The sequence below is a fragment of the Streptomyces sp. NPDC111606 genome, assembly GCF_055656945.1.
This window is the reverse complement of record NZ_JBVKBY010000007.1, coordinates 205,765-220,686: the sequence shown is the minus strand read 5'-3', so window position 1 is coordinate 220,686 and position 14,922 is coordinate 205,765. Positions and strand designations below refer to the sequence as shown.

Genomic DNA, 14,922 nt, shown 5'->3' with positions numbered 1-14,922 from the left:
CCCTCAGCCCTTGGCCACGGCACGCAGCCGGTCCACCACGTCGGCCCGCAGCTCCGCGGGCTCCAGGACCACCACATCCGGCCCGAACTCCACCAGCCAGGCATCCAGCCCGTGGCCGTACGGAATCTCCAACTCGTCCCAGCCGTCCCCGAGTTCCCTGACCGAGGTGGCCTTCGCCCGAAGGGGGTAACCGGCATCCGTGCGCAGCCGGATCCGCGCGGAGCGGTCGGCCGTCTCCCCCGCCCAGCTCATGACGGTCTCCCGGACGGTGACGACGTCGGGGACCGGCGCGGTGAACCGCGAGCCGCGCGAGCGCACCTTGCCCGTGATGCGGGACAGCCGGAAGACGCGCTCGGCGCCCCGGTCCCGGTCCCAGCCCGCGAGATACCAGTGGCCGCGCCAGCACTCGAGCGCCCACGGCTCGACGTGCCGGGGCTCGGGGCGGGCGGCGGTGGCCTTGCGGTAGTCGAACACGACCGGGCGCCGGTCGCGGCACGCCAGCATCAGCGGCTCGAACGCGGCCTCATGCACCGGAATACGGGGCTCCAGGGCGCCGTGCGCCTCGTACGGATCGACGTCCTCCGGCAGCCCTGCCGCGCGCAGTTTCTGCAGTGCGCCGCTGGCCGCGCCCGCGAGCCGGACCTGCTGCCACACCTTGGCGGCCAGGCCGAGGGCGGCGGCCTCCTCGGCGTCGAGGGTGATGGGCGGCAGCCGGTTGCTGTCCCGGCGGGCGAGATAGCCGACCTCGCCGTCGAGGTTCTCGACGGTCTCGATGACCAGGCCGAGCTCGCGCAGGTCGTCCTTGTCGCGCTCGAACATCCGGTTGAAGGAGTCGTCGGAGCCGGCTTCCAGGTACGCCTCGATGGACTCACGCAGCTCGCGCTTGCTCAGCGGCCGCCGCGTCCCGAGCAGACACAGCGCCAAATTCATGAGCCGCTCGGCCTTGGCAATGGCCATCGACGCCCTTCGCCTTCCCTATGGTGCTTACGACCGATGACCGTACCGCCCCGCGGTGGCCCGGCAAAAGCCGAGGGCCCATGCCCGGACAGGCATGGGCCCCAGGTAGTCGGGTCCGGTCGCGCGCCGATCAGACGCGACGAGCCGGACGCCGGCCGGACGCGACGATCAGACGCCGAGCAGGTCGACGACGAAGATCAGGGTCTCGCCGGGCTGGATCGCCGGGGTCGGGCTCTGGTTGCCGTAGGCGAGGCGGGCCGGGATGGTCAGCTGGCGACGGCCGCCGACCTTCATGCCCTGCACGCCCTGGTCCCAGCCCTTGATGACGCGGCCGCCACCCAGCGGGAAGCGGAATGGCGTACCGCGGTTCCAGCTGGCGTCGAACTCCTCGCCCGTGCTGAACGCGACACCCACGTAGTGCACGGTGACGGTCTGACCCGCCTGCGCGACGGGGCCGTCGCCCTCCCAGATGTCCTTGATCTCGAGGTCCGCCGGGGGCTCGCCGCCCGGGAAGTCGATCTCGGGCTTGTCGATGCTCACTTCATCACTCCTTGTTGCGTGACCTGGGTCGCCAAGCGACCCCACGGACACCTCGGTCAGACGACGTCGAGGATATCCACCACGAAGACCAGTGTGTTCTTGGACAGCTCGCTGTTGGGGCTGGAGCCGTAACCGAGGGAGGGCGGGATCACCAGCAGCACGCGGTCGCCCACGTTCTTGCCGACGAGGCCCTTGTCCCAGCCTGGCACGACGGAGCCGGTGCCGATCTGGAAGGCGGTCGCGCCGCCGTGGTCCCAGGAGGAGTCGAACTTCTTGCCGTCCTCCCACTTGACCCCGGTGTACTGGGCCACGAGCCCCTGACCGGCCTCGACCTTCTTGCCATCGCCCTTGATCAGCACCTGTTCCTTGAGGTCCTTGGGGGCCTTGGTGTTCTTGGGGATGGTGATGGTCGCCGCCTTCTGCGACGGGGCCTTCACCTCCGGCAGGCCCGCCTCGGTGGCGGCCTGCTCACCCTTGGCCTCGCCCTTGGCGTCGACGGTGCCGACACCGGCCACGTCGACCACCCAGATCAGTACGTCCTTCTGGTTGATGCCGGAGGATGGGTTCAGCGATTCACCGATCAGATCACCCGCGGTGCCCTGCACAAGGACCCGGCTGCCCGGCTTCTGCCCCTTGACCGCGGCGAGGACCTTCTCCGGCAGCTGCTGGCTCGGCTTGCCGATCTGTTCGACGGACTGCCTGCGCGGCGCGCTCTCACCGGACGTGGCCGCCCAGGTGCCGCCCAGCTCCTGGTCCTCGCCCCACTTCTCGACGGTCCAGTCCAGGCGGACGAAGTCGGACGCCTTGGCTGCGGTTCCGCTGCCCTCCGAGACCGTCTCGACCACGGTCTTCCCGGACGGGTCGCCCTCCTTCGGCACGGAGATCTTGGGCTTCTCCCCGATCTTGCCATCGACCTGGGCAACCCCTGCCGACGCTCCCCCGTCACTGCTGTCGCTGTCCGATCCGCACGCGGCGGTGAACAACAGGGCGGGAACGGCCAGCAGCGCCGCGACGCGGCGTTTCGTGTTGTAGTTCATCAGTCCCACTGGGCTCGGGGGTGGCGGGCAATGGCCGCCACTCTACGACGAACATGCGCTCGGCACCGGTCGTCACCCGACACGCCGACGCCCGGTGCCCGGAGGTATCACCACCTCCGGGCACCGGGCGTTCTGTACGGGCGCGACCGAGGCGGCCGCGGCCCTCTCACATACCGGCGATCAGTTTCTCCACCCGGTCGTCCACCGAACGGAACGGGTCCTTGCACAACACCGTGCGCTGCGCCTGGTCGTTGAGCTTGAGGTGGACCCAGTCGACCGTGAAGTCACGGCGCTGTTCCTGGGCCCTGCGGATGAAGTCGCCGCGCAGCCGGGCCCGCGTGGTCTGCGGCGGCACGGACTTGCCCTCGAAGATCTTCAAGTCGTTGCAGATACGGGCTGCTTGACCCTTCTTCTCCAGCAGGTAGTACAGGCCACGACGGCGGTGGATGTCGTGGTAGGCGAGGTCTATCTGCGCGACCCGCGGATGCGACATGGTCATGTTGTGCTTGGCCCGGTACCGCTCGATGAGCTTGTACTTCATGACCCAGTCGATCTCGGTACCGATCCGGTCGAGGTCCTCGGCCTCGATCGAGTCCAGCGTGCGGCCCCACAGCTCCAGGACCTGCTCCACCGTCCCTGTCCGGATGCCGCGGCGCTCGCAGAAGTCCACGGCCTTCTCGTAGTACTCGCGCTGCACCTCCAGCGCAGATGCCTCCCGGCCACTGGCCAGGCGCACCTTGCGCCGCCCGGTGATGTCGTGGCTGACCTCGCGGATCGCCCGGATCGGGTTCTCCAGGGTCAGGTCGCGCATCACCGTGCCCGCCTCGATCATCCGCAGCACCAGGTCGGTCGCGCCGACCTTGAGCAGCATGGTCGTCTCGGACATGTTCGAGTCGCCCACGATGACATGCAGGCGCCGGTAGCGCTCGGCGTCCGCGTGCGGCTCGTCGCGGGTGTTGATGATGGGCCGGGAGCGGGTCGTCGCCGAGGAGACGCCCTCCCAGATGTGCTCGGCCCGCTGACTGACGCAGTACACCGCGCCCCGCGGGGTCTGCAGCACCTTGCCGGCACCGCACAGAAGCTGCCTGGTGACCAGGAACGGGATCAGAATGTCCGCGAGCCGGGAGAACTCCCCATGCCGTGCGACGAGATAGTTCTCGTGGCACCCATAGGAGTTGCCCGCCGAGTCGGTGTTGTTCTTGAAGAGGTAGACGTCGCCCGCGATTCCCTCCTCGTGCAGGCGTCGTTCCGCGTCCACCAGGAGTCCTTCGAGAATGCGCTCGCCTGCTTTGTCGTGGGTGACCAGTTCGGTCACGTTGTCACATTCGGGTGTCGCGTATTCCGGATGCGATCCCACGTCGAGATAGAGGCGGGCGCCGTTTCGCAGAAAGACATTGCTGCTACGGCCCCATGACACGACACGGCGGAAGAGGTACCGCGCCACCTCGTCAGGCGACAGGCGGCGCTGTCCCCTGAACGTGCACGTGACGCCGTACTCGTTCTCCAGCCCGAAAATGCGGCGGTCCATGACTGAACATTACGCCCGATCCCCTGAGCTGAAACGGGGTTCGACAGCACGGTTTGGATCATTTTCCGATGAAGCCGCAACGACCGCACCCCTGGCGGGAGCTGCGAGGACCCGCCCCGTGGCCAGGAGGACCAGCAACGACACGGCTCCCGCGGCCCCCGGCACGGCGAACCCCCACAGCGCCCCGCCCGCCTCGACGACCGGCCCCGCCAGGCCCGTTCCGACCGACGCGCCCACGGTGAACGTCGTCACAAGCCAGGAGAACGCCTCGGTGACCGTCCCGCGCGGGGCGTGCCGGTCCACGAGTACGAACGCACAGGCGATGCACGGCGCGAGGAACACCCCCGCGAGCACGGCCAGCAGGGTCATCTCGACCACACCCGGCATCAGTGTCAGCGGCAGGTAACACACCGCCAGAAGCGCGACCAGCCAGCGCAGTCGCCGCGCGGGCTCGCCGCCCCACTGCCGCGCCCCGTACACCATGCCGCCGATGAGCGCGCCGAGTCCCAGACCCGCCATCAGCCAGCCGTACACGACATCACCGCCGTGGTCGTCCGCGTACGACACGGCGGCGACCGCGATGGACCCCATCGCCACGCCGACGAACAGGAAGGCGGCGAGGAGCGCCAGCAGCCCGGCCGAGCGCAGCGCGCCCAGCCAGTGCGCCTCACGCGGCGCCGACCGCCACGCGCGCGAGGGCTGCGACACGACCACCGACAGGGCGCCCAGCACCCCGATCACGTTCAGGATCAGCAGCGCCGCCTGCGCCGACCACAGCGAGGCGCACAGCGTGAGCAGCAACGGACCGATGGTGAACATGACTTCCTGCGCCACCGCGTCCATCGCGTACGCCGTGTGCACCTGGCCCTCCTTGTGGAGGACGGACGACCACAGCGCCCGCAGACCGCCCTCCAGGGGCGGCGTGAACAGTCCGGAGGCGGCCACGGCCGCATAGGCGAGCGGCAGCGGGCCGAGGCCCACGAAGGCGAACACGCCCATCGCGAGGGCCGACGCGACGGCGGCGGGCAGCTGCACCCGCGGCTGCCCGTACAGGTCCACCAGCCGCCCCAGCAGCGGCTGTCCCACGGCATTGGCCACCCCGTACACGGCCGCCAGACCACCGGCCATGCTGTACGAGCCGCCCTCCGCGCGCACGAACAGCACGATGGCGAGCGCGGCCACGGCGTTCGGCAGCCGGCCTATGAGCGTGCCGACGAGCAGCCGGGCGGCATGCCTCGCCCTGAGGACCTCCAGGTATGCGCCGGTCATCGGCAGCGCCGCCCCTCCGGGTAAGTTTTACGTATAACGTCCTTCGTCATACGTACCATGTGCGCTGTTCACGAGTCCAGACAGCGGAGTGAGCCGCAGGGCTTCAACGCCCGGCGGCGAACGACCAGGAGCAAGGGAGCAGGCGGACGGTGGCACACGGCAGCACCCGCCCCACCAGCCGGGACGTCGCCCAGGCGGCGGGCGTCTCACAGGCCGCGGTCTCCCTCGTCCTCGGCGAGAAGTGGCGCGGCCGGGTCTCCGAGGCCACCGCCGAACGGGTCCGCGAGGCCGCCCGCGAACTCGGCTACCGGCCCAACCTCGCCGCCCGCAACCTGCGGCTCGGCCACACCCGCACCGTCCTGCTCGTCGTCCCCGCCCTCACCACCGAGTTCTTCGCGGGCGTCTACACCGGCGCCGCCCGCGTCGCCGCCCACCACGGCTTCGGCGTCGTCCTGTACCCCTCCCCCGAAGGCATCGGCCCCGCCCGCGACCCCTTCGCCTCCGCCCAGGCCGCCCTCGACGGCGTCATCGCCTCCTCCATGGCCGCCGACGCCCTCACCGCCATCCGCGGCGACCAGCTCCCCCTGGTCATGCTGGACAGCGACCCGGACGGCAGTCTCGGGGCCGCGACGGTGAACCTCGACATCACGGACGGCGTCCGTCAGGTCGCCGATCACCTGCTCCACCTCGGCCACCGGCGCTTCCTGCACCTCGCGGCCGACGTGCCCTCCTGGACCTTCGACGTACGGGCGGGTGAGCTCGCCGCACGCATCGGCGAGGTGCCCGGCACCTCACTGCTCACCGTCCGCGCGCCCATCTCCATCGAGGGCGCCCGCACCGCCGCCGAGACCGCCCTCTCGGCCAAGGGCCCCCGCCCCACGGCCATCGTCTGCGACGACGACAAACTCGCCGCCGGCGCCTACAAGGCCGTACGCCGTCTCGGCCTGCGCATCCCCGACGACATCTCCGTGACCGGCCTCGACGACCTCGCCCTCGCCACCGCCATCGACCCCGAGCTGACCACCGTCCGTCTGGACGCCGAGCTCTTCGGGGAACGCGGCATGCAGGCCCTCCTGGCGGTCCTGGAAGGCCGTGAGCCCGAGGAGGGTGACATCCCGGTCGAGCTGGTCGTACGGGGCTCCACAGCGCCGCCCAGCGCCTCCTGAAGGCCCGCATGAACGCCTGTGCCCCGGCCGAGCGGGCGGTCGGGGCACGATACGGGCGAAAGCGAGGTCGGGACTGCTCCTCAGCGGGTCGGGTGGTCGGGCTACTCCTCGGAACTGCCGGAGTCCTCCGAGTCGGAGTCCTCCCCGTTGTCGGCGCTCTCGGCCTCGGTGGCCGCACCCTCGGCCGCCAGCAGCCGGGCCAGCTGACGGCCCACGATGCGCTTGAACTTGCGCGACTGCGGACGCGTACGGTCCAGCACCGCGACCTCGAGCCGCTCGGCGGGAATCTCCCGCTGCGTGCCGTTCGACTCACGCGACAAAGCCTGGACCGCGAGCTTCAGCGCCTCGGCGAGACTCACGCCGTCCTGATGACGCTGATCCAGGTAATTGCTGATCAACTCGGCATTGCCGCCGACCGCGACCGAGCCGTGCTCGTCCACGATCGAGCCGTCGTGCGGCAGCCGGTAGATCTGGTCACCCTCAGGCGTCTCACCGACCTCGGCGACGACCAGCTCCACCTCGTACGGCTTCTCCGCCGCGGAGGAGAAGATCGTGCCCAGCGTCTGGGCGTAGACGTTGGCCAGGCCACGCGCGGTCACGTCATCACGGTCATAGGTGTAACCACGCAGATCGGCGTAGCGCACGCCGCCGATCCGCAGGTTCTCGTACTCGTTGTACTTGCCGGCGGCCGCGAAACCGATCCGGTCGTAGATCTCGCTGAACTTGTGCAGCGCACGGGACGGGTTCTCGCCGACGAACACGATGCCGTCGGCATACTGCAGCACGACCAGGCTGCGGCCACGGGCGATGCCCTTGCGGGCGTACTCCGCCCGGTCGGCCATGGCCTGCTGGGGTGAGACATAGAACGGCGTCGACACCGGTTATCCGTCCCTTTCTGTCGAAGTCACAGGATCACCTTGATAAGACCGAACTGCCGCTACAGCAGCGCGGCCCGCGGGCCGTCGGGCTGCTCCAGACGCCGCGCCAGGATGGAACGGGCGATCTCGGAGGACTCGTCATCGCCCAGTCGACGGAAACCGTCATCGGTGATCACGGTGACAATCGGGTAGATCCGGCGGGCGACATCGGGACCACCGGTCGCCGAGTCGTCGTCAGCCGCGTCGTACAGGGCCTGCACCACGAGCGTCGTGGCCTCGGCCTCGCTCAGGTCATCACGGAAGAGCTTCTTCATGGCGCCACGCGCGAAGATCGAACCGGAGCCGGTGGCGGCGTAACCATGCTCCTCGGAACGACCACCGGTCACGTCGTAGGAGAAGATCCGCCCCCTTTCCCGGTCGACGTCGTACCCGGCGAAGAGCGGCACGACGGCCAGCCCCTGCATGGCCATGCCCAGGTTGGACCGAATCATGGTCGACAGCCGGTTCGCCTTGCCCTCCAGCGACAGCTGCGCGCCCTCGACCTTCTCGAAGTGCTCCAGCTCCAGCTGGAAGAGCTTCACCATCTCCACGGCCAGGCCGGCGGTGCCGGCGATACCTACGGCCGAGTACTCGTCGGCCGGGAACACCTTCTCGATGTCGCGCTGGGCGATCACATTCCCCATGGTCGCCCGCCGGTCACCCGCCAGCACGACGCCCCCCGGGAACGTCACGGCCACGATGGTCGTGCCGTGCGGCGCCTCGATCACGCCCTGCGTGGGCGGCAGTTGGCGGTTACCGGGCAGCATCTCGGGCTGGTGCTCGGAGAGAAAGTCCATGAAGGAGGACGACCCAGGCGTCAGGAAGGCAGCTGGTAGACGCCCGGTGCTACGAGTGTTGGCTTCCACGCGATTCCTTCCAGGTAATCGGCAGCTCGGTTCATCGCTTCGGGACCGTTCCCTCAACAGGCCGAGGCCGGAAAAGCAGTTGAAGCACAGTACGCCACGGACCCTACCCGTCTTGTGGCGGTGATCCACATGAACGGCAAGCCCCGTGAAACAGATCGCGCGGAGCTCGTCCGAGCAGCGCCCGGCCGGTCACGCGAAGCGCTGCGCGCGGCTTGGACCCGCCGCACCGCACGCAGCGCTTCATCTCCGACTCGCCGTCCACCACTCCACCCCGTTTACCTTCGGATCGAAGGAAAGGGCGGTCTACTGCCCGCCCTTTTGGACGAAGGACCGCACAAAGTCCTCCGCATTCTCCTCGAGGACATCGTCAATCTCGTCCAGGACCGAGTCGACGTCGTCGCTCAGCTTCTCCTGCCGCTCCTTGAGGTCCTCGGAGGCCTGCGTCTCCGCGGTCTGCTCCTCGACTTCCTCGGTGGAACGCGTGGCCTTCTGCTGTCCGCCGCCGGTGTCCTTGGTTGCCATATCCCTCACCCCGCTCAGTTCGCCCGACATGGTCGACAGGTCGGCTTTCCTGCCGATCGGTGATGATCAGACCCTACAAGCCGGGTCTGACATCGGCCCCGCAGTTTCTCCAACGTACGGGGGCCATCTCGATGATTCCCGGACGCCGGGATTTCCACCCTGCTCGGCCGACGTCCGGCTGGCACCGCTCGAGTACCCCTCAGTTGCCCGAGAGGACCCTGACCAGGTCTTCCGCCGTGCGACAGCGGTCCAGGAGCTCCTTGACGTGATTTCGCGTTCCGCGAAGCGGTTCGAGGGTTGGGACCCGCTGGAGGGAGTCCCGGCCGGGCAGGTCGAAGATCACCGAGTCCCAGGAGGCCGCGGCGACGTCGTCGGCGTACTGCTCCAGGCAGCGCCCGCGGAAGTACGCGCGTGTGTCCTCCGGCGGCTTCGTACGGGCCCTCTCGACCTCGTTCTCGTCCAGGAGGCGCTTCATGCGGCCGCGGGCCGCGAGGCGGTTGTAGAGGCCCTTCTCGGGGCGTACGTCGGCGTACTGGAGGTCGACGAGGTGGAGCCGTGCGGCGTCCCAGTCGAGGTCGTCGCGGCGCCGGTAGCCCTCCATGAGCTCCCGCTTGGCGACCCAGTCCAGCTCGCCGGCCAGGCTCATCGGGTCCCGCTCCAGGCGGTTGAGGGTGTCCTCCCAGCGGGTCAGGACGTCCTTGGTCTGCTCGTCCGCGTCGGCGCCGAAGCGTTCCTCGACGTATTTGCGGGAGAGCTCGTAATACTCCATCTGGAGCTGTACCGCGGTCAGAGTGCGCCCGCTACGGAGCGTGATCAGGCGCTTCAGGGACGGGTCGTGCGACACCTGGTGCAGTGTGCGTACGGGCTGGTCCACGGCCAGGTCGACGGCGATGAAGCCGTCCTCGATCATCGACAGGACCAGGGCGGTGGTGCCCAGCTTCAGGTACGTCGAGATCTCCGACAGGTTCGCGTCGCCGATGATCACGTGCAGTCGACGGTATTTCTCCGCGTCCGCGTGCGGCTCGTCGCGCGTGTTGATGATCGGGCGCTTGAGGGTCGTCTCGAGGCCCACCTCGACCTCGAAGTAGTCGGCTCGCTGGCTGAGCTGGAAGCCGTGTTCGTGGCCGTCCTGGCCGATGCCGACGCGGCCGGCGCCGGCGAAGACCTGGCGGGAGACGAAGAAGGGCGTCAGGTGGCGCACGATGTCGGAGAAGGGGGTTTCCCGCTTCATCAGGTAGTTCTCGTGCGTGCCGTAGGAGGCACCCTTGTTGTCGGTGTTGTTCTTGTAGAGGTGGATGGGCTGGGCGCCGGGCAGCTGGGCGGCCCGCTCGGCGGCCTCGGCCATGATCCGCTCGCCGGCCTTGTCCCAGAGGACGGCGTCGCGCGGGTTGGTGACCTCCGGGGCGCTGTATTCGGGGTGTGCGTGGTCGACGTAGAGCCGTGCCCCGTTGGTGAGGATGACGTTGGCGAGGCCGATGTCCTCGTCGGTGAGCTGGCTGGAGTCGGCGGCCTCGCGGGCGAGGTCGAAGCCTCGCGCGTCCCGCAGCGGGTTCTCCTCCTCGAAGTCCCAGCGAGCCCGGCGGGCCCGGTGCATCGCCGCCGCGTAGGCGTTGACGATCTGGGATGAGGTGAGCATGGCATTGGCGTTGGGGTGGCCGGGGACGGAGATCCCGTACTCCGTCTCGATGCCCATTACTCGCCGTACGGTCATGCGGCCCTCCTTGCCCGGCGGCGCCCTCGGTCGGGGGCGCCGCTCAAGTACCGCTGGCGCTCCGGTGCGTGTGCGGTGCCCGTCCCCGCACTGCGCGACTCGGCGGTACCGAAGAGCCTAGAACGCCTTTGCGCTGGTGGGGAGATCATTTGCGTCATTGCGTTGCTCGCCTTTGTTCCGGCAGTGGCCGGAAAAACAGTCGGCTGCGGGTACCCGGTGGGGGCACCCGCAGCCGCCCTGTCTTTTACAGGTACTGACCGGTGTTTGCCACCGTGTCGATGGAGCGTCCGGTGTCTGCGCCCTGCTTTCCGGTGATGAGGGTGCGGATGTAGACGATCCGCTCGCCCTTCTTTCCGGAGATCCGGGCCCAGTCGTCGGGGTTGGTGGTGTTGGGCAGGTCCTCGTTCTCCTTGAACTCGTCCACGCAGGCCTGGAGGAGGTGGGAGACGCGGAGGCCCTTCTGGTTGTGCTCCAGGAAGTCCTTGATCGCCATCTTCTTGGCGCGGCCCACGATGTTTTCGATCATGGCACCGGAATTGAAGTCCTTGAAGTAGAGGACTTCCTTGTCGCCGTTGGCGTAGGTGACTTCCAGGAAGCGGTTCTCCTCGGATTCGGCGTACATCTGTTCGACGGCGGTCTGGATCATACTCTGGACCGTCATGGCCTTGTCGCCGCTGTGCTCACCGACGTCCTCGGGGTGCAGCGGGAGGCGCTGGGTGAGGTACTTGCCGAAGATGTCCTTGGCGGCCTCGGCGTCCGGGCGCTCGATCTTGATCTTCACGTCCAGGCGGCCGGGGCGCAGGATGGCGGGGTCGATCATGTCCTCGCGGTTGGAGGCGCCGATCACGACCACGTTCTCCAGGCCTTCGACACCGTCGATCTCGGCGAGCAGCTGGGGGACGATGGTGTTCTCCACGTCCGAGCTGACACCGGAGCCGCGGGTGCGGAAGAGGGATTCCATCTCGTCGAAGAAGACGATGACGGGTGTGCCCTCACTGGCCTTTTCACGTGCACGCTGGAAGACGAGGCGGATCTGCCGCTCTGTCTCACCGACGTACTTGTTGAGCAGCTCGGGACCCTTGATGTTGAGGAAGAAGCTCTTGCCCTGGGCCTGGCCGGTGACCTCGGCGACCTTCTTGGCCAGCGAGTTGGCGACAGCCTTGGCGATGAGCGTCTTGCCGCATCCGGGGGGCCCGTACAGGAGGACGCCCTTGGGCGGCCGCAGTTCGTGCTCCTTGAAGAGGTCCGGGTAGAGGTACGGGAGCTCGACGGCGTCGCGGATCATTTCGATCTGGTTGCCCAGACCGCCGATCTGTTCGTAGCCGATGTCCGGTACTTCTTCGAGGACTAGTTCCTCGACCTCGCTCTTGGGAACGATCTCGTAGACATAGCCGGAGCGGGGTTCGAGCAGCAGGGCGTCACCGGGACGGATGGTGACGTCCAGCAGCGGCTCGGCGAGCCGTACCACCCGTTCCTCGTCGGTGTGCCCGAGCACCAGGGCGCGCTCGCCGTCCTCGAGGATCTCCTTGAGGGTGACGATGTCCCCGACGCGCTCGAACTCCATGGCTTCGACCACGTTGAGCGCTTCGTTGAGCATGAGCTCCTGGCCGCGCCTGAGGTCGTCGAGTTCGACGCTCGGGCTGACGTTCACGCGGAGTTTGCGGCCTCCGGTGAAGATGTCGGCCGTGCCGTCCTCGTTCGCCGTCAGGAAGACACCGAAGCCGGCCGGTGGCTGTGCGAGCCGGTCGACTTCCTCCTTGAGGGCCACGATCTGGTCGCGGGCCTCACGGAGCGTGTTGGCGAGTCGCTCGTTCTGTGCGGACACGCCGGCCAGATTGGTCTGCAGCTCGACGATCCGCTCTTCGAGAATCCTCGTGTGCCGCGGAGAGTCGGCGAGCTTGCGTCGCAGGACGGCGATCTCCTGCTCAAGGTAGGCAATCTGCCCGGCCGGGTCGTCGGACCCCCGTCCCGGGCGGATGCCGCGGTTCATGTCGTCGTCGTGGGCTGCCACGGTCCTCACCTCCTCCAAGGGGAGCTGGACGCTTCCAGACCCTACCTGGGTGGGTGTCGATTGAAACCCCTAGATCACAAAGACTGTCGGGGTGTGTCCGATCTTCACCCTTGCGCTCTCCCTCACGCCAGGGGAATACCCACCGAACATGATTGGAAAGCCGCCGCAGGTAGGCTCGAAGCGTTCAACACCCGTCAGAGCTGGCCGGATTCCCGTCCGGCTCGGCGAACGAAACGGTAGGAGAGATGAGCGTGGAACAGGCGGCCGGGGTCGAGGGTCAGGCGCTGGAGGTCTGGATCGACCAGGATCTCTGTACCGGTGACGGCATCTGTGCCCAGTATGCGCCTGAGGTGTTCGAGCTGGACATCGACGGTCTGGCCTATGTGAAGGGCACGGACGACGAGCTGTTGCAGGCCAAGGGGGCCACAACGCCCGTCCCGCTGCCGCTTCTCACGGACGTGGTGGACTCGGCGAAGGAGTGTCCGGGCGACTGCATCCACGTGCGCCGCGTTTCGGACAAGGTCGAGGTGTTCGGTCCGGACGCCGAGTGACCTTGCGGGTACGGGGTGTTACGACTGTCTGATTTCTCACACGTGCCGGTGGCATGGGTCAGACGCTGTGGGCACCGGCGGGTGTCGAGCGGACGAACGAGCCGTTCCTCCACTGCCACTTCGCGCTGTCCTTCACGTCGGGGCAGCACCGCGGCACGTCGTCGGACGAGTAGCTGAGCAGTTCGGCGGCGACGGCTCCGTCTCGGACGGCGAGGTCACTGACGGTGATGCTGTCCTTCGGGTTCACGAGGGTCGCGACGATGCGGGGCGTGGCCGCCTCGGTGCCGCGGGTGAGCACGTAGACGCCGTCGGGCGGGGTGCCCATGGGGGCGTCGCAGTGCACGACGGCCACGGTTTCGGGGTTGCCGTCGCCGTCCAGGTCCCCGCTGGCCTTCTTGACCACGACCGCCTTCACCGGGCCGCATTCGAGGGGGAACTCGACGCTCGCGGGATCGGGGGGCGCGACGGCCGCGGGGGCTTTCTTCGCATCCGGGCCGGCTGTCTGGGCCGCTGTCGCCGAGTTGGGCTGCAGGACCGAGGAGAAGGCGACGACACCGGCGACCGCCGTGGCGGTGGCGAGCCAGTGGATCGGGCGGGCGTGAGTGTGTGCCAGTTCCGGGACGGCGGGTTGCTGCACTAGGAGTGTCTCCTGTGAGGGCTGTGCCGGTGGGGGTGGCCAGCATGGTGCCACACGTCACAGTCCGGGGGAACGGCGGGGTGTGGAGTTCCGGTGCCGGTGTGGTGGTTGGGGGTGCGTGGGGGGCGTGCGGGTGTCGTGCGGCGTTCGGACGAGCAGGTTGTCGTCTCGTGGATTTGTTGGCTTGTGGGTTTGTGGGCTTGTGCGGCAACAGAAAGGCGCCGTGGTCGAGTTCCGGCGGCGTTCCGGGAACTCGACCACAGCGCTTCTGCGTTGATCGGGGCACAGGGCCGCCTCAGCGGCGGTTGCCTCCGTCGGCGTTGGGGCCTTCGTAGTCCTCGCCGTAGGCGCCCTTGGCGGGGCGGCGGCGGCGCATGGGCGGCTCGACGCCGTCGGCGAGGCGGCGGGCGGTGAGGAGGAAGCCGGTGTGGCCGATCATCCGGTGGTCCGGACGGACGGCGAGGCCCTCGACGTGCCAGTTGCGGATCATCGTCTCCCAGGAGGTCGGCTCGTTGAAGCAGCCGATCTCGCGGATGGACTCGACGGTCCGGGCGAGCTGCGTGGTGGTCGCGACGTAGCAGCACAGGATGCCGCCGGGCACGAGCGCCTTGGAGACGGCCTCCAGGCACTCCCACGGGGCGAGCATGTCGAGGATGACGCGGTCGACGTCGGTGTCCGACAGGTTGTCCTGGAGGTCGCCGATGGTGAGCTGCCAGGCCGGGTGCGGGCCGCCGAAGTAGCGCTCCACGTTGGCCTGGGCGATCTCGGCGAAGTCCTCGCGGCGCTCGTAGCTGTGCAGCATGCCCTGGTCGCCGATGGCCCGCAGCAGGAAGCTGCTGAGCGACCCCGAGCCGACGCCGGCTTCCACGACGCGTGCGCCGGGGAAGATGTCGGCGAAGGCGAGGATCTGCCCCGCGTCCTTGGGGTAGACCACGGCGGCGCCGCGGGGCATGGACAGGACGTAGTCGGGGAGCAGGGGGCGCAGCGCGAGGTAGGCGACGTTTCCGGTCGTGCGGACAACGCTGCCCTCGGGAGCACCGATCAGTTCGTCGTGCGGGAAGGAACCCTTGTGGGTGTGGAAGTTCTTCCCGGCCTCGAGCGTGAACGTGTAGTGGCGGCCCTTGGGGTCGGTCAGCTGAACCTGGTCCCCGACCTTGAAGGGCCCGCGCCTGCGGGCGGCACCGGTCGGTTCGGACATGTGAACAGCCTA

At 68.4% G+C, this 14,922-nt stretch carries 14 protein-coding genes; 2 read left to right on the top strand and 12 right to left on the bottom strand.

Annotated elements, in window-relative coordinates:
- Window positions 1–3: 3 nt before the first annotated feature.
- The 5 genes from ACZ7M7_RS25405 to ACZ7M7_RS25385 all read right to left on the bottom strand — a co-directional run bounded on the left by ACZ7M7_RS25405 (window position 4) and on the right by ACZ7M7_RS25385 (window position 5,331).
- The gene (locus tag ACZ7M7_RS25405; protein WP_328882758.1) at window positions 4–957 is read right to left on the bottom strand and encodes a helix-turn-helix transcriptional regulator; all 954 of its coding nucleotides are present in this window, start codon (window positions 955–957) and stop codon (window positions 4–6) included.
- 168 nt (window positions 958–1,125) lie between these two features.
- Window positions 1,126–1,497 (bottom strand): FKBP-type peptidyl-prolyl cis-trans isomerase, encoded by a 372-nt coding sequence (locus tag ACZ7M7_RS25400; RefSeq protein ID WP_383607696.1) that lies wholly within the window; start codon window positions 1,495–1,497, stop codon window positions 1,126–1,128.
- 56 nt (window positions 1,498–1,553) lie between these two features.
- Window positions 1,554–2,534, bottom strand: a complete 981-nt coding sequence (locus tag ACZ7M7_RS25395; RefSeq protein WP_472120479.1) for an FKBP-type peptidyl-prolyl cis-trans isomerase — start codon at window positions 2,532–2,534, stop codon at window positions 1,554–1,556.
- A gap of 166 nt (window positions 2,535–2,700) precedes the next feature.
- Window positions 2,701–4,062: a Pup--protein ligase gene (gene pafA / locus ACZ7M7_RS25390; RefSeq protein ID WP_053192758.1), complete on the bottom strand. Its 1,362-nt coding sequence runs from the start codon at window positions 4,060–4,062 to the stop codon at window positions 2,701–2,703.
- A gap of 9 nt (window positions 4,063–4,071) precedes the next feature.
- Complete coding sequence (locus ACZ7M7_RS25385) at window positions 4,072–5,331, bottom strand: MFS transporter (protein ID WP_383607694.1); 1,260 nt, start codon at window positions 5,329–5,331, stop codon at window positions 4,072–4,074.
- 149 nt (window positions 5,332–5,480) lie between these two features.
- Here ACZ7M7_RS25385 and ACZ7M7_RS25380 point away from each other — a divergent pair, with 149 nt between their 5' ends.
- A complete protein-coding gene (locus ACZ7M7_RS25380) occupies window positions 5,481–6,497 on the top strand; it encodes a LacI family DNA-binding transcriptional regulator (RefSeq protein WP_472120476.1) in 1,017 nt (338 codons plus the stop codon).
- A 101-nt stretch (window positions 6,498–6,598) separates the two neighbouring features.
- Here ACZ7M7_RS25380 and prcA read toward each other — a convergent pair whose 3' ends face one another.
- The 5 genes from prcA to arc form a co-directional block, all read right to left on the bottom strand.
- A complete protein-coding gene (gene prcA, locus ACZ7M7_RS25375) occupies window positions 6,599–7,375 on the bottom strand; it encodes a proteasome subunit alpha (protein WP_369269981.1) in 777 nt (258 codons plus the stop codon).
- 59 nt (window positions 7,376–7,434) lie between these two features.
- The gene (gene prcB, locus ACZ7M7_RS25370; RefSeq protein ID WP_472120782.1) at window positions 7,435–8,280 is read right to left on the bottom strand and encodes a proteasome subunit beta; all 846 of its coding nucleotides are present in this window, start codon (window positions 8,278–8,280) and stop codon (window positions 7,435–7,437) included.
- Between the two features lie 303 nt (window positions 8,281–8,583).
- Complete coding sequence (locus ACZ7M7_RS25365) at window positions 8,584–8,802, bottom strand: ubiquitin-like protein Pup (RefSeq protein WP_328428856.1); 219 nt, start codon at window positions 8,800–8,802, stop codon at window positions 8,584–8,586.
- A 199-nt stretch (window positions 8,803–9,001) separates the two neighbouring features.
- Window positions 9,002–10,513 (bottom strand): depupylase/deamidase Dop, encoded by a 1,512-nt coding sequence (gene dop / locus ACZ7M7_RS25360; protein WP_383607691.1) that lies wholly within the window; start codon window positions 10,511–10,513, stop codon window positions 9,002–9,004.
- A gap of 244 nt (window positions 10,514–10,757) precedes the next feature.
- On the bottom strand, window positions 10,758–12,524 hold the full coding sequence (gene arc, locus ACZ7M7_RS25355; protein WP_383607690.1) for a proteasome ATPase: 1,767 nt from the start codon (window positions 12,522–12,524) through the stop codon (window positions 10,758–10,760).
- Between the two features lie 245 nt (window positions 12,525–12,769).
- Here arc and ACZ7M7_RS25350 point away from each other — a divergent pair, with 245 nt between their 5' ends.
- Window positions 12,770–13,075 carry a ferredoxin gene (locus tag ACZ7M7_RS25350; protein WP_427841869.1) on the top strand — a complete coding sequence of 102 codons (306 nt, stop codon included), beginning with the start codon at window positions 12,770–12,772 and terminating at the stop codon, window positions 13,073–13,075.
- Between the two features lie 58 nt (window positions 13,076–13,133).
- Here ACZ7M7_RS25350 and ACZ7M7_RS25345 read toward each other — a convergent pair whose 3' ends face one another.
- Both ACZ7M7_RS25345 and ACZ7M7_RS25340 read right to left on the bottom strand, forming a co-directional pair.
- On the bottom strand, window positions 13,134–13,712 hold the full coding sequence (locus ACZ7M7_RS25345; RefSeq protein WP_472120472.1) for a hypothetical protein: 579 nt from the start codon (window positions 13,710–13,712) through the stop codon (window positions 13,134–13,136).
- Between the two features lie 295 nt (window positions 13,713–14,007).
- On the bottom strand, window positions 14,008–14,910 hold the full coding sequence (locus ACZ7M7_RS25340; protein ID WP_472120470.1) for a tRNA (adenine-N1)-methyltransferase: 903 nt from the start codon (window positions 14,908–14,910) through the stop codon (window positions 14,008–14,010).
- Window positions 14,911–14,922 lie beyond the last annotated feature (12 nt).

Excerpts from the sequence above, each read along its gene's own strand:
- ACZ7M7_RS25365 (WP_328428856.1), bottom strand. The coding sequence starts at position 8,802 with ATGGCAACCAAGGACACCGGCGGCGGACAGCAGAAGGCCACGCGTTCC.
- dop (WP_383607691.1), bottom strand. The coding sequence starts at position 10,513 with ATGACCGTACGGCGAGTAATGGGCATCGAGACGGAGTACGGGATCTCC.
- ACZ7M7_RS25350 (WP_427841869.1), top strand. The coding sequence starts at position 12,770 with ATGAGCGTGGAACAGGCGGCCGGGGTCGAGGGTCAGGCGCTGGAGGTC.
- ACZ7M7_RS25405 (WP_328882758.1), bottom strand. The coding sequence starts at position 957 with ATGGCCATTGCCAAGGCCGAGCGGCTCATGAATTTGGCGCTGTGTCTG.
- ACZ7M7_RS25395 (WP_472120479.1), bottom strand. The coding sequence starts at position 2,534 with ATGAACTACAACACGAAACGCCGCGTCGCGGCGCTGCTGGCCGTTCCC.
- ACZ7M7_RS25385 (WP_383607694.1), bottom strand. The coding sequence starts at position 5,331 with ATGACCGGCGCATACCTGGAGGTCCTCAGGGCGAGGCATGCCGCCCGG.
- ACZ7M7_RS25340 (WP_472120470.1), bottom strand. The coding sequence starts at position 14,910 with ATGTCCGAACCGACCGGTGCCGCCCGCAGGCGCGGGCCCTTCAAGGTC.
- pafA (WP_053192758.1), bottom strand. The coding sequence starts at position 4,062 with ATGGACCGCCGCATTTTCGGGCTGGAGAACGAGTACGGCGTCACGTGC.